Below are 18772 nucleotides of genomic sequence, written 5' to 3'. Positions count from 1 at the left end.
GCCAGAAACGCCAGAAGCTGAAAGTGTAGAGGAACCCGTCGCTGAAGCGCCAGAAACGCCAGAAGCTGAAAGTGTAGAGGAACCCGTCGCTGAAGCGCCAGAACCTCCCGAAGCCGAAAGTGCAGAGGAACCCGTCGCTGAAGCACCGGAAACCCCAGAACCTCCCAGCCCAGAAGAAGCGCAAGCACCAGAAAAACAGCCCACAGAAGAGACTGACGCATTCGTTGCACCTGCTGAACCGGAGACCGTGCCAGACGAGGGAATTCCCTCAGAAGAGCTTTCTGAACCGGAAAATGACGAAATGCCACCTCCTTCAGGTTCGGACTTGCCAGAGACTGTTTCAGAATCTTCTGAGAAGACGAAAGAAGAGGGAGTGGAGTCCTCTATAGAAGCGGAAACTGAATCAGCGTCAGAAACCCATGAAGAAACCGAACCCGAATCGACAGACTCTCAGGAGAGCAAACCCTCTCGTTCTCGGTCTTCAAGACGTAAAAAACGCAGATAACGGCTGATAAACTTTTAATTCGGGGAACACTATTGTCGTGCAAACTCGATAAACTTCCCTGTTAAAATCTGACTACAGACTCAGAACCCTTTTGTCCCTAACCCTTCCCAATAGCACCGTGACAGCAGCAAAAGACTATAAAACTACCGTCCATTTGCCCCAAACTGGCTTTGATATGCGGGCAAATGCACCGAAAAAAGAACCTGAACTGCAAAAATTTTGGGCAGAACATCAGGTTTATGAAAAGCTTTCCCAGGAGAATCCAGGGGATGTGTTTATTCTCCATGATGGGCCGCCCTACGCCAATGGTTCTCTGCATATGGGCCATGCTTTGAATAAAATCCTGAAGGATATTATTAATAAATACAAGTTGCTACAAGGCCATAAAGTCCGGTATGTACCGGGGTGGGACTGTCATGGGCTGCCTATTGAGCTGAAGGTGCTTCAAGCGATGAAAGGGGAGGAGCGCAAGCAGTTGACTCCTATTACGTTACGGCAAAAAGCGGCTGAGTTTGCCCAAAAAACGGTTGATGAACAACGAGAAAGTTTTAAACGCTACGGGGTTTGGGGGAATTGGGAGAATCCTTATTTAACGTTGACTCCCGAATATGAGGCTGCCCAAATTGAGGTGTTTGGGCAAATGGTACTCAAGGGTTATATTTATCGAGGTCTCAAACCGGTACATTGGAGTCCGAGTTCTCGCACGGCTCTGGCTGAGGCAGAGTTGGAGTATCCAGAGGGACATACGTCCGATAGTATTTATGGGGCGTTCCGGATGGTGCATCTGAATGATGGGGTGTTTTCGGAACTCAATCCGTTTATGCCGGATCTGGGGGTAGCGATTTGGACAACGACACCTTGGACAATTCCCGGAAATTTGGCAGTGGCGGTGAATCCAGGGTTGACCTATGCGGTGGTAGAAACGCCTTGGGGCAAAGCTCCAACGAGCAAGACTCGGAGTAAGGGGTTTGGGAAAGGGAGTGATGCAGAACCGGAACCTACGGGTAAGGGGACGCTGCCGAAGTATATTTTGGTGGCAGAAGGGGCGATCGCCCGCCTCTGTGAAGAACTCGAGATTAAACTGACGCTGAAGGCAACGGTGAAGGGGAAAGATTTGGAGCATTGCACCTATCAACATCCTTTGTTTAATCGCGAGTCACCGGTTGTGATTGGTGGCGATTATGTGACTACGGAGTCTGGGACAGGCTTAGTTCATACGGCTCCGGGCCATGGTCAAGATGACTTTATTGTGGGTCAACGCTATGGTTTGCCGGTGTTGTCGCCAGTGAATGACGCGGGCGATTTGACGCAGTTGGCGGGTAGGTTTGCTGGATTAAATGTGCTAAAGGATGCGAACTCAGCGATTATTGAAGCGCTGACTGAAGCGGGTGCATTAATCAAAGAATCGCCCTATGTGCATAAGTATCCCTATGATTGGCGCACCAAAAAACCGACGATTTTCCGGGCAACTGAGCAATGGTTTGCGTCGGTGGATAAGTTCCGGGAAACGGCTTTAGAGGCGATCGCGTCGGTGAAATGGATTCCGTCTTCTGGCGAAAACCGGATTACATCCATGGTGCAAGAGAGATCGGACTGGTGTATTTCCAGACAGCGGAGTTGGGGATTGCCTATTCCCGTGTTCTACCATCAGGAAACCAGAGAAGCTCTGTTAACGGAACAAACGATCGCTCATGTGAAGGAGATTATCCGCGAGCAGGGTTCCGATGCCTGGTGGAATCTTTCCGTAGAAGAGTTATTACCGCCCAAATACCGGAAAGAGGCGAAGAATTACCGCAAAGGTATGGATACCATGGATGTGTGGTTTGACTCTGGCTGTTCCTGGGCAGGTGTGGCAGCCGCACGCCAAGAGTTGAAGTATCCAGTGGATTTGTATTTGGAAGGCTCCGATCAGCACCGGGGCTGGTTCCAGTCCAGTTTGCTCACTAGCGTGGCAACTCAGGGAATGGCTCCCTATAAAAATGTTCTCACCCATGGGTTTGCTTTGGATGAACAGGGACGGAAAATGAGTAAGTCTCTGGGGAATGTGGTCGATCCGTTGGATATTATTAACGGGGGTAAGAATAAGAAGGAGGCTCCTCCCTATGGAGCGGATGTGCTGCGTCTGTGGGTGTCTTCGGTGGACTATTCTTCCGATGTCCCCATTGGGAAGACAATTCTGAAACAGTTGGCGGATGTCTATCGCAAGATTCGCAATACATCCCGGTTCCTGTTGGGGAATTTGTATGATTTCGATCCAGAGCGCGATCGCGTCCCCTATGAGGAAATGCCAGAATTAGACCAGTATATGTTGCATCGCATGGGGGAAGTGTTCGCCCAAGTCACTGAAGCGTTTGAAAGTTATCAGTTTTTCCGCTTCTTCCAAACGGTGCAGAATTTCTGCGTGGTGGACTTGTCCAACTTCTATCTGGATATTGCTAAGGATCGGCTCTATATCAGTGCCGAAAATGGAAAACGCCGCCGCAGTTGTCAGACGGTACTGGCGATCGCTATAGAAAACTTAGCACGGGCGATCGCTCCGGTTCTCTCACACATGGCAGAAGACATCTGGCAAAATCTGCCCTACAAAACGTCCCATGAGTCCGTATTCCAGTCCGGATGGTTGGTGACTGAACCCTATTGGCACAATCCTCCATTAGCCGAAAAATGGACAAAACTGCGTCAAATTCGTACAGAAGTCAATAAGGTGTTAGAAGGGGCACGCAATGCCAAGGCGATCGGCTCGGCTCTAGAAGCTAAAGTCTTGCTCTATGTGTCGGATGACAAGATCAAGGAAGACTTAGAAGCCTTTAATCCTCAATTATCCGTCGCCCTCAAACCCCAGGTGAAACCGGTGGCAGAAATACCAGAGAGCGCGGTAGGGGCAGGTTCACCAAGATCTAGCTTGGAAGACCAAACATTTCATAAACCTGCCCTTACAGAACCTGTCGGATCGGATGCTTCCTCTGCCACCCCTCCAGCAGAGGGATCGTTGGGCGAATTCCTGCAACTTGCTATCCAATGGTGGAATCAATGGCGGCAATGGGTAAAAGATTATCCCCGCGCCTTCCTAATCCTGTTCACCTTACTCGGTAGCGCAGCAACCTTAAATGTGGGCTGGACAACGGCTTACACCATGCTTAAATTGCCTATTGTCTCCTTACTGCTCGAATTGGTCGGTATTATCTATACCATCTGGTTTGTACGTCAACGGTTGTTCTATGCACAAGAGCGCTCTGCCCTCTTGAGTCAGGTGAATACCGCAGTACAAGAGTTTATGGGCACAGAAAAAACCTCCGAACTGGTGGAGGATGTCTCGCCAGTTGCCAAACCCGAAAAAGTTACCGCTGTAAAAGCTCCCTCTGAGACTCCAGAAGCAGTCACCATTGGCAATGGAGTCGATGAATTGCGCTATCTGTTCATCACGTCCCAGGTGGAACTGGCGGACGATATCAAGGCTGTAGAAGGGCTAGAGCATCAAGCAATTGTGGATAATTTGGGTATTGGTGTCGTGAAAGCAGAGGGCGAAAAATGCGATCGCTGCTGGAATTATTCCACCCACGTCGGCGAAAGTGCCGAGCATCCTACTTTATGCGAACGGTGTGTTTCTGCCCTAGATGGGGAATTTTAAGGTACACCTAAATCTAGGAGATGGGGGGAGGGTCGTCAGCCTTTTTTCTTTATTGTACTCTTCCCAGAGTGACAAAAGAGGGATATCAGTGAAATCAGTGAGTTCTACCAAGCTGTAACGGTAATCTCAGTTTTGGTTAAGGACATTTAGCGTGCTGATAAAATTTGATTAGCCGTGAACCTTAATTCAGTAAAAACCCTGGACTCAATCTCCTCTTCTCGTTGAAATACAGCTTCATCATAAAAGCCAGAAACCAAGGTTAAGATCGTCACCTTTTCTCCAATAGGATCGACGACCCAATATTCCTGAATTCCTAATACTGCATATTCTGAGCGTTTATGGCGATAGTCAGTTGTTTGAGTTGAAGGACTGACGACTTCTACGACCAAAATAGGGGGAGATTCATCTAATTCAATCACCGCTTCTCGGTTCGCTAAATCTTCCCACTGTTCTAGGGGTAAGACTGTTACATCTGGAATACGCGAAGTATCCCATCTTCCACCACGGGGAGAACGCACTCCAATTCTCATATCTTTAGATGTCCAAGGAAGTCCCTGTCGGGAAACTTCTGCCTTAAAGCAATCATTAATAAATTCAGCGATCGCCCCATGCTTCCCAGTCCCTAAACTCATCGCAATTAATTCCCCCTCAACCAATTCATAGCGCCTATTTGTCCCATCGTCATACTGGAGATATTCGGCAAACGTTAATTTTTCAGTCGCAATAACCAACTTCTGACTCCTTATTCCTTACGTCTGACTTTATTTTATAATCACGCTCTGGTTACTGACCTTGACTTCCTGGGACGGTTGCCATTGAATATACCGCAAGCGATAATGCTCTGCATCGCTGGCGCGATCGCCCTGGGGTAGGGAAAGTTCTTGCACCTCAATGTCCGGTGATAGATTCCCTAAGATCCTAGAATCAAATAGGACTAAGGTATTTACCCTCGGATCGAGGAGAGCAAAATCGTCAGTAAGTATCATCCCCAAAGTCGCAGAGAAATAGTCGCGAAAATAATAGGACACTAATCGTGCATAATGACCACTAGAAAGAACAGTGGTGCTTGAGGGGGGAAAGTTTTGGTAAATGGTATCGCGTCGCACTTCTACAAATTGGTCATAGTCCTGGATTTTTGCCCAGGTGCGCCATTGGCTTGGGCCCCAGATAAAGAGTAGGCTATTGCAGAGGATAAAACTGACGATCCAAATTTTGAGGCTTTGGGGAGAGCGAGAACGGTTTTGTTGTAAATACCGATCTAGAGCTAGAGCTGTCAGTAGAATAACTACGGGTATGACGGTATAACTATGGCCTTGACGTTGGAAGTGGACGAAGGTGAGATAGAAGATGCTAGGAAAGCTCCACAGTAGAATGGCTTGAGTTCGCCAGTCGCGGATGGCAAGGGGAGGAATGGGGGAACGACGAGCCATGGCAAACCTCAGTAGGGGAATGGTAACAAATCCTAGAGTCATGACCAGGGTATAGAGCCATAACCGGAGATTGGAGATAATTTCTTGAAGGCTATCGCTATCTTTGAGATGGCTGTCTAACCAAATTTGGATGGCGCTAACATAGGCATCAAACCCACCAGAGAGAATGAGTAGGGGAATGCCCCAGAGTGAAACCCCGATCGCCCCTGTACCCAAGGCTAAGATAATATCTGTTGCTCGATAACTTTTCTCTCGCCATCCCAAACCCGCAGCCACACTCCAGAGGGGTAAGAGGAAAATGGGGGTATTGGGGCGAATACCGCCTGATAATCCTAACAGTAGAGCGGAAATCAGCAGAGCGCGGCGATCGCCCTTACGGCTATGATGACACGCGATCGCAATCAGAATCACCCAAGCCAGTTCTAGGGTGTAGGATAATCCCACCTCGCTATAAAACCAAATTAGGGGACTCGATAGCATCAAGAAAGCCGCGATCCATCCTACTGTGCGGTTAAACCATAGGTTTCCTAAAACATAAATGGCGCATGCGGCGATCGCCATGGCAATAATATTCACCATCACTAAACTTTGATTGGCATCTTGCAACAAGAAGTTAAGCAGCCGAGCCGATAAGATTAGGACAATAAACGTACCGGGAGCATGGGGTTGATGGCGTTCGAGATCGAACTCTTCCATCGCCCAAGCAAAGTTAACGCTATCGTGTTCATAGAGGATTTGACTTTGGAAGGGTAAGCGAGTAGCGATCGCTAGTACAAACAGTACCAGTAACGGCCAGCGATGTTGCAGAAAACGAGCCATGGTTTTGCTGGAATGGAGAAAGTTTGAGATTCATCCATCTTCTCATTTGCTGGGTATCAGAAGCTCCATTTCGGAAAGAAACCTGGCTTCTGGCGATCGCTTGACCCTTCTAGCTTTCACCAAACCAGTCTTCATCTAAGACTTGGGATAAACTTATTTCAGCATCTTCGGGTAAATCAAAGAGCTTCGAGACTGATTTGAGTGCAACTGGATAGGCCTTATAGTATAGGAGCGGTAGCTGCGATCGTAGGCTGGGACTATCTTCGAGACGATATTCAATTTGGGCCCGGAAATTGACAATCTCGGCTGACCAATGATGACTACAGCGCTCTTTTTCCGCTTGCCAATATTTCAGTTTGAGTAAATGTTCTAACAGCCGAGTGAGTAAACTGATGAGTGCTCGTTTATCATTTTTTCCCATGCTTTCCAGCTCTTCAATCAGATTATCCCAATCGATTTCATGAAAGTCTCGATTTCGTAAAGCTTCCACAGTTTCTTGTATCCATTGATGATAATCTCGATCATACAAAAATCTGGCGACCATCGGTTCATTCTCCATACAGCCCAGCCTTATTTTACCTTTTTGGAGTGCCCCACGCTCTCCCCATCCCCCCATGCCTTGATTAAGATGGTGAATGGTAGTCTATGGTGAAGGGTCATGGAAGTTGGTTTAGAGGCTCGGTTGAGCGATCGCCGCTTAGAAGCAACACAAACCAGTCAGCAACGGCAGTTATCGATGTCGATATCGGCGAAAGAGCCAGAAACGGGATCGGAGAACCTGCGGTTAAATTTGTGTTTAATTCTCGATCGTAGTGGCTCGATGGCCGGTCAACCCTTGAAAATAGTGAAACATGCAGCCACTAAAGTGATTGAGCGTTTACAACAGGGCGATCGCCTCTCAGTAATTGCATTTAATCATCATGCTGAAGTCTTAATTGACAATCAGATCGTCGATGAACGCAAGCCACTGATCCAACTCATCGATCGCCTAGAAGCGGATGGGGGAACCTCCATTGATGAAGGGATGCGTTTAGGAATTGAAGAAATTGCCAAAGGGAAACAGGATGCAGTTTCCCAGGTTTTTCTGCTTACAGATGGGGAAAATGAACATGGGGATAACGATCGCTGTTTCAAGTTAGCCAACTTAGCAACTGAGTATAAATTAACCATTAACACCCTCGGATTTGGGGCCCATTGGAATCAGGATGTATTAGAAAAGTTAGCCGATGCGGGCGGCGGAACTTTATCCTATATTGAACACCCAGAAGAAGCCATTACTGCTTTTTCTCGATTATTTGATCGGGTGCAGTCCGTCGGATTAACCAATGCCTTTCTAACATTATCTTTCAATCCGGGGGTACGCTTGGCGGAACTTAAACCGATTGCCCAAGTGTCGCCCGATACCATAGAATTGCCCGTACAGACAGAGGGAGATACCATTCAGGTACGGTTAGGGGATTTAATGAAGGATCAACCGAGAGTCGTGTTGGCGAATGTATATATGGGTCAATTACCTCTAGGGGAACAGGCGATCGCCACAGTAAAAGTAATTTATGATAATCCTGCATTAGGTCAAGAAGGCTTAGAGTCTGCATCAGTGGAAGTTTCGGCGACAGTGACAGAAGAGTATCAAGCGCAAACCGATCCCCAAGTGCAGTCCCACATGCTCACCCTAGCCAAATATCGGCAAACCCAAATTGCGGAAACCAAGTTAAAACAAGGCGATCGCCAAGGAGCCGCTACCTTGTTACAAACCGCAGCAAAAACCGCTTTGCAACTCGGCGATCAAAATGCTGCCACCATCCTCCAAGAAAGTGCCACCCGTCTCCAAGCTGGGGATGAACTCTCCGAGCAAGAGCGCAAGAAAACCCGAATTGCCTCTAAAACCCGCTTAGGATAAACACTCAGGAGTAATTGATACGATGATAATGGTTCTATTGTAGGAGTGGGCTTCAACATCCAAGACAGTATCTACTACTTGTCGACCAGTTTCAGTTTCTCGTTTGATTTGTTGTAGTTCGGTATCGAGAAATTCAAAACCCCGTTGCCAGTTGATATCAGCAGCAATTTTGGGGAAGAAGAATTCTAGGAAGTCGCGAAAGTAGACGGAGATGGCTTCTTTCCAGGGGGAGTCATCATCAGTCATTTCAATTCAAGATCTATAAATTATCATATTAAATCCGGTTAAAGATTTGTCATTGCAACCGGAGGGAAGCAATCGCCAGGACTCGGAGATGATTGAGATTGCTTCATTGCGCTGACGCGACCTTCGCAATGACATAGTGTAACTGATTATTCGGATTTGATATCAGAATTAAAACTTGTTTTCCAATCCTCCAATGTGCGGGGAATTTGCTGCACTTGAGGACAGAAAGAAGGGGGTAAACTGTGCCAGGCTTCCCAGAGGGTGGGGACACCTAAACCCATTTCTGAAAGTAGTTTCTGTTGAGAAAAAACGGTTTCGGCTTCTCCTTCGAGGATGAGTTTGCCTTGGTTGAGAATGATAAAGCAGTCCGCCCATTGATAGGCAAAATCTAGGTTATGGGTAGCGATCGCGATTGTCGTTCCCTTTTGTTCGATTTTGTGTAACTCTTGGAGTAAGGTTTGCAGTTGTTGCGGGTCTAAATAGGCAGTGGGTTCGTCAAGCAACAGCAGTTTGGGCTGCAAGACCATCACCCCGGCTAGGGCAACCCGGCGCTTTTGCCCTAAACTGAGGTGGTGGAGAGGAGTGTGGGCAATTTCGGTGAGGTGAAAATCGGCGATCGCCTGTTCGACGCGGTAGCGAATTTCAGGCTTGGATAACTTTAAGTTACACAGTCCATAGGAAAGGTCTTCTGCTACCGTTCCTGCGACTAATTGATGCTCTGGATTTTGAAAGGCTAATCCCACATTCTGCCGCCATTGTTTCAAGGTTTGGCGCTGATAATCTAAGGGGTTACCTTGCCAGAATATCGTTCCTCGGTCTACGGGATATAATCCTGTCATCAGTAAAAATAAGGTGGATTTTCCGGAGCCATTGTGCCCTAAAATCACGGTTCTCTGATGGGGTTGAATCTTGAGACTCAGTTGCTCAAATACTCCATGAGAGTGTCCTGAGTAGTAATAGCTCACGTTCCTGAGTTCGAGCAAATTAGGGTTATCCATGTGCTATTCCTGACAGTTCTAGAGACAGCAATAGGACAAATCCGAGGAGGGCTTCCCATTCGTAACGGGGCGATCGCTCATACTTTTTCATTGACAAAACTGTAAATTTATGATCAAATCCCCGTGCAGTCGCCCCTAAAGAAAAGTGATGATAGTCCGTTAACGTTCGATGTAACAATTGCCGAATCAACAAACTCACGCTGCGCAAACTTTGGGCAAAATCACCATATCCTCCCCGCGCTTTTTGTCCCAGTCGCAGGTCAGAAACGGTCTTTTGCAGCACCCAAATGAGCCGATACATCAGTAAAATCAACTCTAACAAAAGTTCCGGAAAACGCCACTGACGCAATACTTGAACTATCTCCACCATTGGAACCGTGAGCATCAAGAAAAAGAAACACGATAGACAAGCTACTGCCCGTAAAATCAGCCGCATAAACAAATCTAAGACCGTTTGCGAAATTGACCAATACAGAGATCCGGTTGACCAACCAATTAGGAGTCCAGGAATCTCTAAATGACCACTCTCTACGGTCTGCACATCAATTAAAAATGCCAAGGAACTCATCAACACAAACGTATAGCCCCCCAGAAGTAATTTCAGATAAAACTTCATCGGGATTTTAGCGTATCCAATTATCCAAACCGCCATCCATAAACTGAGAGCAATTTGCGTCAGAGGTTGACTCACCAAAGCCAACCCCAACATGAGCAAAGAAAACCCCAGTTTTTGACTCGGAGGTAACCGATTTAAACCATTTTGATACGCCCAAGTATCAGTCGGTAGCGTCATTTTCCCCAGAAGGATGCGACTGAGAACGTCCCTGATACCATCCGATTCCGTATCCGATAATTCCTGCGCCTAAAGCCGCTTGCAGGGCAAATAGCAAACTCTCTGTTTCGCCCCCCGGCGGTTCTAACATAGGTTCAAACCAGGGTTCATATTGGGGATTCACTTCCGTAATGACTTCCTCGGCTTGCCCGTCGGCTCCCCCAAATTCACTATCTTTAATCGTTATTAAGGGAAAGACGGTTAGCCCAATAATCACTAATAGTAACAGACCGTTTGGCCATTGATTTTGCTGTGTTTTCATACCGGTTCAGATTTTATTAATTTCAAAAGTTTTAATTCGGGTTGAGAATAGGACAGTAAGCTATTCCAAACCATGACAGTTAAGAGTCCTTCAATAATGGCTAGGGGAATTTGAGTCACGGCGAAAATGCCCGCAAACTTCAGAAAAGCGACCCAAATGCCTCCATTTTCCACGGGAAACGCCAAGGCTAGTTGTAAGGAAGTGACCACATAAGTGGCTAAGTTTCCCAACCCCGCTGCCAGAAAAACAGCTAGGGTTTGCCGTTGACTGATAGACATGACTAAGCGATAAATCCCAAAAGCGACAAATGGCCCAATCACAGCCATAGAAAAGGCGTTTGCACCTAAGGTAGTGATGCCCCCATGGGCTAAAAGTACGGCTTGAAATAAGAGAACCAGAGTTCCCAAAACGGTCATCGTTGACGGGCCAAATAATACCGCTCCTAAACCGGTTCCTGTGGGATGGGAGGAACTACCTGTCACTGAGGGAATTTTGAGCGCTGAAAGTACAAAAGCAAAGGCTCCAGATAAGGCGAGGAGGAGTTTCAGTTCGGGATTTTTTTGTACGGTTTGGTTAATGCGATAGAGTCCTAAGCCAAAGAAGGGCAGAAAAACAACCCACCAAAAAATGACCCAAGGTAGAGGCAGAAATCCTTCCATAATATGCATCGCTTGGGCAGGTGCGGGGAAGAGTGATAATACGAGGGTAAAACTGAAGGCGAGACAACCAGCCATCAGTCGAAAAAAAAGCTTGCGATCGTTCATAGACTATAGCGCGTCGCGCTGGTAATGGGTAATGGGTAATCAGCAACAATAATTGTTGAGGGCGAACTTCAGTTTCTAGTCCACACAATGCAGCAAGATACCCCTAACTTTCCCTATCGCCTTCCTTTTTTAAGGGGGGTTGGGGGTATCGATAAAGTAACTAGAAACAATAAACTTGTGACATGATTCTGTACCTCGCAGAATGGTGATTAAAGAGATTTACTTTGGCGGGCATCCTGACTTAGAGATGATTTAGATGTTTGTCATCTCTTTACAGTTGCGGGACAGTGTTGGATTTGCACCAAGCTTTCCCCGTTACCTCTGATGGCTGCTCCCCATCAGAACCGAAGTACCGGCAATCATACCATACAGTAGGGGCAAAAATTTCTTCGCCTGTAACCTATTTCATCAATATGTCACATTCTGTAAATTGACATCCACCCCTGCCTAAAGGCGAGGGGATTCCTAAACCTCACGTTAGCGAAACTCCTCCGCAGGAGGCTTTAGGTTTCTGGTTCCTAGCAGTTGCCTTCACTGATTTACTCAGATCAGGTCTTACACTCGCTCCACAGACTGACACGGCAAGCCCTGCCGCCAAAATATTTTTTGATGCGTTAATATCTCGGTCGTGGTGTGTTCCACATTTAGGACAATCCCATTCCCGAATATTTAACTGCATTTTTTCTTCAATATGTCCACAATTACTGCATCGCTTAGAACTAGGGAACCATCGATCAATTTCAATGTAGTTTCTACCGTACCATTGGCACTTATATTCCAACTGGCGGGTTAATTCTCCCCAACTTGCGTCAGATATTGCCTGAGACAGTTTTCGGTTCTTGACCATATTTTTTACAGCTAAGTCTTCAACAACAATCGTTTGGTTTTCACGAATCAGTTGAGTCGTTAGCTTATGCAAATGGTCTTTGCGGGTATCGCTAATTTTTAGGTGTGCTTTAGCCAGTTTGACTCTTGCCTTATACCGGTTATTAGATCCTTTTTGTTTCCGGGACCGGTTTTTCTGAAGTCTCCTTAGTTTACGGTAATGTTTCTTTAGGTGTTTAGGATTGGGGATCTTTTCCTCATCACTGGTAACAACTAAACTGCTCAGACCTAAGTCAATCCCTACTGCTTTATTATTGGCAGGTAAAGGCTTGATGGTCGGATCGTCAAACCGGATGGAAATATGCCAACGCCCTGACGGGTGGAGTTTAACTGTTACAGAACTGGGTACACATCCCTTGGGGATTTGACGAGACCATCGAATAGGTAAAGGTTCTTTACATTTGGCTAAATAGATTTCACCCTCTTTGAACTTAAAAGCCGCTTTAGTGAATTCGGCGCTACCACCTTGATGTTTTTTCTTAAAGTTAGGATATTTGGCACGGGCGGCAAAAAAGTTGGTAAAGGCGGTTTGCAGATGTCTTAATCCTTGCTGCAAAGGCACAGAACTAACCTCATTGAGAAAACTTAAGTCGTCTTCTTTTTTCCACAGAGTTAGCAGAGAAGAAGTTTGGCCGTAACCCACTCTTTCTTGCCGTTCATACCAAGCCTGAGTTCTTTCATGGAGAGCTTTGTTGTAAACCCATCTTACGCACCCCAAAGTTCGTCGCCATAGCGACTCTTGTTCAGGGGTTGGGTAAAATCGGTAATTCTGTGCTTTTTCCATGAAGTAAAGCTTAGTTGAAGTCTTCTTACATTATACCACAGATTGTGTAAAACAGGAGAGACTGGTATATTAGAAAGCAAGAAAAGCCGTCCTTCAGGACGGGGTTTTCAACCCAGTTCATTGATAAAGTTGTCGCTATATTGTAGCGATCGCAGGTCTGAATTATGGTAACCATTCACCTGGAATGCTCTAACTCCAGAACAAAAGCGAAATTCCCCTATCTTCTCCACCCCCTTTTTCGGTATCCTAGAGGATGGTTAACTTTAGCCAACACTCTTCTATTGATATACCATGCCTGTTACCGAGTCTCCCTCTGCGATCGCCCCAAACCCCACGTCCTCCCGAAACTTTCCCTTAACTGCTGTTATCGGCCAAGAAGCCATTAAACTGGCGCTACTCCTGGCTTCTGTCGATCCAGGTTTAGGGGGAGTGGCGATCGCCGGTCGTCGCGGTACGGCAAAATCAGTCATGGCTAGAGCGATTCACGACCTGCTTCCGGCGATCGAAATCGTCAAAGACTCCTTCTGGAACCAAGCTCCCCACGATTCATTACATCCAGAAGCAAACAATCCAGAAACTGAAATTATACCCGCGCCCTTTGTGCAAATTCCCCTCGGTATTACCGAAGACCGGCTCTTAGGATCGGTGGATGTGGAAGAGTCCGTTAAGCAAGGAGCTACTGTCTTTCAACCGGGACTGCTGGCAAAAGCCAATCGTGGTGTTCTCTACGTGGATGAAATCAACCTCCTGGATGACCAAATCAGTAACCAATTGCTCGCGGTTCTCAGTGAAAGACGCAACCGCATCGAACGGGAAGGAATTAGTATTGAACATTCCTGTCAAGCCATTCTGATCGCCACATACAACCCGGAAGAAGGCTCACTTCGGGAACATCTCTTAGATAGGATAGCCATTAGCCTCTCTGCTGATGGTGTTCTTGGCCTCGATCAACGGGTAGAGGCCGTAAGCCAAGCCCTGTCCTACACCCAATCTCCCCAAGCCTTCCTCGAAAGCTACACGGAAGAACTCGACAACCTGAAAACCCAAATTTTACTGGCGCGGGAATGGCTTCAAGATGTCACCATTACTCCAGAACAAGTCTCCTATCTGGTTGAGGAAGCCATTCGAGGAGCCGTGCAAGGTCATCGCGCTGAACTCTTTGCGGTGAAAGTGGCTAAAGCAGCGGCTGCCTTAGAAGGGCGCACGGAGGTGAGTGCAGAGGATTTACGCACCGCCGTCCAACTGGTGATTGTGCCCAGAGCAACCGTAATTCAAGCCCCACCTCCAGATGAACCTCCACCGCCTCCCCCTCCCCCGGAACCTCCCCAAGACCAAGAGGATCCCGATCGCGATGATGACGACGAAGATCGAGAAGAAGAGGAGGAAGATCCCCCAGAAGAGAATGAACCGGATGAACCCAGTGTCCCAGAAGAATTTATTTTCGATCCGGAAGGCGTGGTTCTCGATTCCAGCGTGCTTTATTTTGCCCAAATGGCCAAACGGCACGGAAAATCGGGCAGTCGTACCCTGATATTTACGGACGATCGCGGCCGCTATGTCAAACCGATGTTACCCAAAGGTAAAGTGCGCCGCATTGCTGTCGATGCCACCCTGCGAGCAGCCGCTCCTTATCAGAAAGCCAGACGCGCCCGCAACCCCCACCGCCGCGTGATTGTGGAATCGGGGGATGTGCGATCCAAACGGTTAGCCCGCAAGTCTGGGGCGCTGGTGGTTTTTGTGGTGGATGCGTCCGGTTCTATGGCACTCAACCGGATGCAGTCAGCGAAAGGTGCGGTGATGCAACTGCTCACGGAGGCCTATCAAAATCGCGACCAGGTGTCCCTGATTCCCTTTAGAGGGGAGCAAGCGGAGGTCTTGTTACCCCCCACTCGTTCGATCGCCTCTGCCCGCCGTAGACTGGAAGTGATGCCCTGTGGCGGCGGTTCTCCCCTAGCCCATGGGTTAACGACGGCGGTGCGCGTGGGCATGAACGCCCAACAATCTGGCGATATTGGTCAAGTGGTTCTAGTGGCAATTACGGATGGTCGGGGAAATATTCCCCTGGCGCGTTCCTTGGGCGAACCCTTGGAAGGGGAGGAAAAACCAGATATTAAGAATGAGCTATTAGAGATTGCGGCTCGTATTCGCGCCCTGGGGATTAAGCTGTTGGTGATTGATACGGAACGCAAGTTTATTTCCACAGGATTTGGTAAGGAGTTAGCGAAAACGGCAGGTGGGAGTTATTATCATTTGCCGAAAGCAACGGATCGGGCGATCGCCGGGGTTGCCCGAAGTGCGATCGCCGACATCAAAGCCACATAATGGGGTAATTGGTAATGGGTAATAGGAGTGAAAGAGTTGATGCGGCAATAGAAAAGCTCCTAACTCTCCCTTTCTCTGCTCACTCAGTGATTGATTCTCACCGCGTCACCGCGTCCCTCTATCTCCCAATTTTCCGGAAGGAACCTCAACCCCCCTGCATCAGACAATCATAAGGGTTGAGGATTTCTGCTTATGTCTAGAAAAACTTGTCTGACGGATTGCTCCCAAAATTATTGTCCTTTTGTGCAAGATCCCAAAAATCCCCGTCGCTATGTTTGTCTCAAATGTGGGTTAGAGCGCTCCTTGGATAGACGCGATCGCGATTATCGAGAGGATGAAGGCGATCGATCCTCTGCTGCGATCCTCGCCCTCCTCAGTGTGATTGTACTGTTGATCCTCCTTTAGATTAAGCAAACTGGGTAATTATTGGAAAGTCCACGGAGCTTTGCGCCACAATATAAAATATGGCTTTGTAATAGACGTTTCATTGAAACACCCATGAGTAACAGTTCAAACTTTCTCAATGACATTCGTGAAGCAAAGAGACAACTGGTTGTTGGACCCAATGTAATTCCTAACGCCCTTCCCTATGTCGGCGGAGGCTTGGTTTTAACGGCTCTCGGAACCTATGGTGGCTTAACCGTCATCCAAACTAACCCCGGTATCTTCATGCCCAGTTTTATTGTGGCTCTGATTGCTGAGTTAGTCCTTTTCTTTATCGCTAGAGGAGTCGCAGAAAAAGCTAATAACAGCACCGCTCTCCCCTTACTAGCAACTTATAGCCTTCTATCCGGTTATACCCTAAGTGGCTTAGTGTACGTTGCCCTAGGAACCGAAGGTGTAGGAATGCAAGGTATTGCCTTCGCTGCTCTCGGTTGTGGAGTCGCTTTTGTCTTCGCTCGCCAAATTGGATCGAACCTCTCTGAGCAAGATGGTTTGGCTTTAACCCAAACCATTCAAATGGCTTTAGTTGCCTTTCTGGTGGTAATTTTAGCCCAAGTTATCTTTTCTCTAACGATCTCGGTTTAGCCAATCTTTTGGACTTGGCTAAAGTCTTTATCTCCCGTGATTAAAAAATCTGCTTCAGCCGCGATCGCTAGGGCAATGAGTTTAACCTCTTTATTGTAGATGACTGAATCCTAGAAAAGATCTTTTTTCTTCTTTTTCTTTTTCTTACTGATAAAATTTTCTTGAATAAATTTATAGCCTTTGATCCCTTTTTCACGTAATTTGGAAACCTCTTGATCGCTTAATTCATTTTTCTTCGATTTATAGATCAAGTCAGAAGTTTCTTTACTGCTCAAACTGTTGGTTGCTAGTTTTTCAACGGTTGAAAAGCTTTTTTTTAAGCTCTTCCTGGCTTTTTTGGAATTGAGTAGGTCATCAAGCATGAATGTTTTTTAGGGGGTAAGTGAGTTTAATGCGTTAGAGAGATGAGGGTCAAACATTTAGAGTGACCCTCAAAGTTGTAATGATTACTGAATATACTCTACAACGTCTTCGGTCGGATAGCGAACTTTGGGTAGTTGGCTGTATTTATCGTCTTCAGCACGATATCCAGCAGGACAGAGGAGAACGGAATGATAGCCTTTTGCGCTTAATCCGAGGATTTCATTGTATTTATCGGGGATAAAGCCTTCCATGGGACAAGCGTCTACACCTAGCATAGCAGCAGTGGTCATGAATTGACCGATCGCGATATAAACTTGCCGAGTTGACCAATCATCGACATTAAATCGATCGGGCGATCTCCCCAAAAACCCTTTAACCATCTTCCCAAACCCTTCTAGTTTTTCGATGGGGGTATTTCGCACTTGCGCCATATATTGGATATATCGCTCTGCTTCTGCTACACCAAAGTCTTTTTTAATCGCCAATACGACTAAATGGGAGGCTTCTACAACTTGGGTTTGTCCCCAAGAATGCTCCAGTAACTGCTGGCGCAAAGGAGAGTCTGTGAGGACAAAAAATTTCCACGGTTGCAGTCCAAAGGAAGAAGGAGTCAAGACTAAGCTTTGTTCTAGGACGTTCCATACCGGATCTGGAATTTTGCGCGTTGGATCGAATTTTTTGGTGGCATAACGCCACTGGAGTTGATTCAGGACGCTATCAGCGGAGACGGTATCAACAGTCATGGGTATTTTCTCAAGAATGTTTAGTGCGATCGCATTGATTATCCTACCGCAGGGCTTAACCGAACAGAATCATTACCTCTAAACTTTCTGTTGTGCAGGGGGAACAATTCGGCGTTGGGATAAAGTGCGATCGATCGTTTGTAGAAGTTTGAGGTCTTCTGGGGGTAAGGAATAGGGACTAAGAGGGTGTTGTTTGAGGAAGCAAAAGGCTTGTCGGAAGTCGTAACCTGTGGCACGAATGGGGGCACTAAAGTGACAGGGAATCAGATGCTGAAAGTCCCAGCGGGCAACTTTTTCAGACCAATTTAAAACTTGTTGGGGAGCGCGGTTGAGGATTAAAGTTTGCAGAACAGGAGCGACCCAAAGACGATTTTGTAGGGGCTGAAAGGCTTGTTTCCAATTGGGTTTCCAATTGAAGGGAAAGAGACCGAAGTAGGCTTTTTTAGAGCGGTCTGGGGCGCTGATGACTTTTTTAAAAACCGTTGACCATTGGGGCGTTTCAAGGACGCTGGGTTGGAAGTAGAGGGCAAACAAACAGATGCGTTGCCATCCTTTGCGGCGGTTTTCTGGGGTATCTTGAATGGGGTCTGAGGCGCTGTCTTTGGCGTGAAAGAGGAGAGGATAGGGGTCAAATTGGGCGATCGCCGGTGGCTGTTCAGAAAGAGAGATAATGGTATCTGTGACGCAGACTGTACCCGTAGCTCGGTGGAGCAAGGCAACTTCTTCAAATTGTCCTGGTCCGAGGTTAATCGGCCCTAGGATATGGTAGTCAAATTCGGCGCTAAACGGGGCTTGACGGCTGTCGACAGGTAAAATATGCGTTCGGTTGCCTGGTAACCCCAGCCAGGTCACCGGTAAATTAAAGGGAAAACTCCATTGGTGGGGAGCAATAAAGACCTGAGCTTGGGGGAAATGACGGGCGAAGGGACCGACAAAGATTTTATGTTCGAGTCCCGAAACCGTAGGCAGGATAATATATTTAACGTCTCCATGGAGATCGACTAATTCATTCACCAATCGCACACATTCGGGAGTAGGCGCAACCGGTGCATAGACCAGTAACCCCCCAGAGGAGAGTTTGATAATCGTCATGCGAATGGGAACGACCACGTAGAGAATCCCTTGAAGCTGGTCAAACGTCCAGATGGTGTCTTGGACGACTTCTTGGCGCAGGGTTCGCCGTTGACCGTAGGGATAGAGGGGTAAGAGGGGCCAAAAGGGCCAAGATAGGTAACTCAAGAGATGGGGGAATGGGGGGATAG

At 47.3% G+C, this 18772-nt stretch carries 16 protein-coding genes, 2 pseudogenes and 1 riboswitch; of the genes and pseudogenes, 6 read left to right on the top strand and 12 right to left on the bottom strand.

What is annotated here, in order from left to right; all coding sequences use genetic code 11:
• Both AC3A14_RS11990 and ileS read left to right on the top strand, forming a co-directional pair.
• Window positions 1–505 (top strand): annotated as a pseudogene (locus tag AC3A14_RS11990) (hypothetical protein); the annotation flags it as partial.
• A gap of 118 nt (window positions 506–623) precedes the next feature.
• Window positions 624–4133 (top strand): isoleucine--tRNA ligase, encoded by a 3510-nt coding sequence (gene ileS, locus AC3A14_RS11985; protein ID WP_413039225.1) that lies wholly within the window; start codon window positions 624–626, stop codon window positions 4131–4133.
• A 146-nt stretch (window positions 4134–4279) separates the two neighbouring features.
• On the opposite strand, the gene AC3A14_RS11980 is transcribed toward ileS, so the two are convergent.
• The 3 genes from AC3A14_RS11980 to AC3A14_RS11970 form a co-directional block, all read right to left on the bottom strand.
• On the bottom strand, window positions 4280–4864 hold the full coding sequence (locus AC3A14_RS11980) for a Uma2 family endonuclease (RefSeq protein ID WP_318699275.1): 585 nt from the start codon (window positions 4862–4864) through the stop codon (window positions 4280–4282).
• 30 nt (window positions 4865–4894) lie between these two features.
• Window positions 4895–6382: a hypothetical protein gene (locus tag AC3A14_RS11975; protein WP_318732815.1), complete on the bottom strand. Its 1488-nt coding sequence runs from the start codon at window positions 6380–6382 to the stop codon at window positions 4895–4897.
• Window positions 6383–6491: 109 nt separating this feature from the next.
• Window positions 6492–6926, bottom strand: coding sequence for a DUF29 domain-containing protein (locus tag AC3A14_RS11970; RefSeq protein WP_318732816.1), 435 nt, complete (start codon window positions 6924–6926; stop codon window positions 6492–6494).
• Between the two features lie 114 nt (window positions 6927–7040).
• Between AC3A14_RS11970 and AC3A14_RS11965 the strand changes: the two genes are divergently transcribed.
• Window positions 7041–8282 carry a vWA domain-containing protein gene (locus tag AC3A14_RS11965; RefSeq protein WP_318719693.1) on the top strand — a complete coding sequence of 414 codons (1242 nt, stop codon included), beginning with the start codon at window positions 7041–7043 and terminating at the stop codon, window positions 8280–8282.
• Here the strand turns inward: AC3A14_RS11965 and AC3A14_RS11960 are convergent.
• From AC3A14_RS11960 to AC3A14_RS11935, 6 genes are all read right to left on the bottom strand, one after another.
• The gene (locus tag AC3A14_RS11960; protein ID WP_318732817.1) at window positions 8274–8528 is read right to left on the bottom strand and encodes a hypothetical protein; all 255 of its coding nucleotides are present in this window, start codon (window positions 8526–8528) and stop codon (window positions 8274–8276) included. The two genes, AC3A14_RS11965 and AC3A14_RS11960, sit on opposite strands and share 9 nt — an antisense overlap.
• A 146-nt stretch (window positions 8529–8674) precedes the next feature.
• Complete coding sequence (locus AC3A14_RS11955) at window positions 8675–9526, bottom strand: energy-coupling factor ABC transporter ATP-binding protein (RefSeq protein WP_318732818.1); 852 nt, start codon at window positions 9524–9526, stop codon at window positions 8675–8677.
• Window positions 9519–10319, bottom strand: coding sequence for a cobalt ECF transporter T component CbiQ (cbiQ, locus tag AC3A14_RS11950; RefSeq protein WP_318732819.1), 801 nt, complete (start codon window positions 10317–10319; stop codon window positions 9519–9521). Before cbiQ ends, AC3A14_RS11955 begins: the two co-directional genes overlap by 8 nt.
• On the bottom strand, window positions 10303–10620 hold the full coding sequence (locus AC3A14_RS11945) for an energy-coupling factor ABC transporter substrate-binding protein (RefSeq protein WP_318732820.1): 318 nt from the start codon (window positions 10618–10620) through the stop codon (window positions 10303–10305). Before AC3A14_RS11945 ends, cbiQ begins: the two co-directional genes overlap by 17 nt.
• The gene (locus AC3A14_RS11940) at window positions 10617–11384 is read right to left on the bottom strand and encodes an energy-coupling factor ABC transporter permease (protein ID WP_487779007.1); all 768 of its coding nucleotides are present in this window, start codon (window positions 11382–11384) and stop codon (window positions 10617–10619) included. Before AC3A14_RS11940 ends, AC3A14_RS11945 begins: the two co-directional genes overlap by 4 nt.
• A gap of 209 nt (window positions 11385–11593) precedes the next feature.
• Window positions 11594–11748: riboswitch (cobalamin riboswitch) on the bottom strand.
• Window positions 11749–11856: 108 nt separating this feature from the next.
• The gene (locus tag AC3A14_RS11935) at window positions 11857–13053 is read right to left on the bottom strand and encodes an RNA-guided endonuclease InsQ/TnpB family protein (protein ID WP_487779006.1); all 1197 of its coding nucleotides are present in this window, start codon (window positions 13051–13053) and stop codon (window positions 11857–11859) included.
• 291 nt (window positions 13054–13344) lie between these two features.
• Between AC3A14_RS11935 and bchD the strand changes: the two genes are divergently transcribed.
• The 3 genes and pseudogenes from bchD to AC3A14_RS11920 form a co-directional block, all read left to right on the top strand.
• On the top strand, window positions 13345–15375 hold the full coding sequence (bchD, locus tag AC3A14_RS11930; RefSeq protein ID WP_318732823.1) for a magnesium chelatase ATPase subunit D: 2031 nt from the start codon (window positions 13345–13347) through the stop codon (window positions 15373–15375).
• A gap of 192 nt (window positions 15376–15567) precedes the next feature.
• Window positions 15568–15780, top strand: coding sequence for a hypothetical protein (locus AC3A14_RS11925; RefSeq protein WP_318732824.1), 213 nt, complete (start codon window positions 15568–15570; stop codon window positions 15778–15780).
• Between the two features lie 93 nt (window positions 15781–15873).
• Window positions 15874–16389 (top strand): annotated as a pseudogene (locus AC3A14_RS11920) (Bax inhibitor-1 family protein); the annotation flags it as partial.
• A gap of 125 nt (window positions 16390–16514) precedes the next feature.
• On the opposite strand, the gene AC3A14_RS11915 reads toward AC3A14_RS11920, so the two are convergent.
• The 3 genes from AC3A14_RS11915 to AC3A14_RS11905 all read right to left on the bottom strand — a co-directional run bounded on the left by AC3A14_RS11915 (window position 16515) and on the right by AC3A14_RS11905 (window position 18770).
• A complete protein-coding gene (locus tag AC3A14_RS11915) occupies window positions 16515–16766 on the bottom strand; it encodes a hypothetical protein (protein ID WP_318732826.1) in 252 nt (83 codons plus the stop codon).
• Between the two features lie 84 nt (window positions 16767–16850).
• Entirely contained in the window at window positions 16851–17510 is a 660-nt protein-coding gene (locus tag AC3A14_RS11910) for an NAD(P)H-dependent oxidoreductase (protein WP_318732827.1), read from the bottom strand.
• Between the two features lie 78 nt (window positions 17511–17588).
• A complete protein-coding gene (locus AC3A14_RS11905) occupies window positions 17589–18770 on the bottom strand; it encodes a DUF4336 domain-containing protein (protein ID WP_413039226.1) in 1182 nt (393 codons plus the stop codon).
• Between the last annotated feature and the right edge of the window lie 2 nt (window positions 18771–18772).

The organism is Roseofilum sp. (assembly GCF_982964205.1).
This window is presented reverse-complemented; position numbering and strand designations above follow the sequence as displayed.

What these genes read in the sequence shown, in the direction of transcription:
- AC3A14_RS11945 (WP_318732820.1), bottom strand. Translation starts at nt 10,620, where the DNA reads ATGAAAACACAGCAAAATCAATGGCCAAACGGTCTGTTACTATTAGTG.
- AC3A14_RS11925 (WP_318732824.1), top strand. Translation starts at nt 15,568, where the DNA reads ATGTCTAGAAAAACTTGTCTGACGGATTGCTCCCAAAATTATTGTCCT.
- AC3A14_RS11970 (WP_318732816.1), bottom strand. Translation starts at nt 6,926, where the DNA reads ATGGTCGCCAGATTTTTGTATGATCGAGATTATCATCAATGGATACAA.
- AC3A14_RS11975 (WP_318732815.1), bottom strand. Translation starts at nt 6,382, where the DNA reads ATGGCTCGTTTTCTGCAACATCGCTGGCCGTTACTGGTACTGTTTGTA.
- AC3A14_RS11960 (WP_318732817.1), bottom strand. Translation starts at nt 8,528, where the DNA reads ATGACTGATGATGACTCCCCCTGGAAAGAAGCCATCTCCGTCTACTTT.
- AC3A14_RS11965 (WP_318719693.1), top strand. Translation starts at nt 7,041, where the DNA reads ATGGAAGTTGGTTTAGAGGCTCGGTTGAGCGATCGCCGCTTAGAAGCA.
- AC3A14_RS11940 (WP_487779007.1), bottom strand. Translation starts at nt 11,384, where the DNA reads ATGAACGATCGCAAGCTTTTTTTTCGACTGATGGCTGGTTGTCTCGCC.
- cbiQ (WP_318732819.1), bottom strand. Translation starts at nt 10,319, where the DNA reads ATGACGCTACCGACTGATACTTGGGCGTATCAAAATGGTTTAAATCGG.
- AC3A14_RS11955 (WP_318732818.1), bottom strand. Translation starts at nt 9,526, where the DNA reads ATGGATAACCCTAATTTGCTCGAACTCAGGAACGTGAGCTATTACTAC.
- AC3A14_RS11935 (WP_487779006.1), bottom strand. Translation starts at nt 13,053, where the DNA reads ATGGAAAAAGCACAGAATTACCGATTTTACCCAACCCCTGAACAAGAG.
- AC3A14_RS11915 (WP_318732826.1), bottom strand. Translation starts at nt 16,766, where the DNA reads ATGCTTGATGACCTACTCAATTCCAAAAAAGCCAGGAAGAGCTTAAAA.
- bchD (WP_318732823.1), top strand. Translation starts at nt 13,345, where the DNA reads ATGCCTGTTACCGAGTCTCCCTCTGCGATCGCCCCAAACCCCACGTCC.
- AC3A14_RS11910 (WP_318732827.1), bottom strand. Translation starts at nt 17,510, where the DNA reads ATGACTGTTGATACCGTCTCCGCTGATAGCGTCCTGAATCAACTCCAG.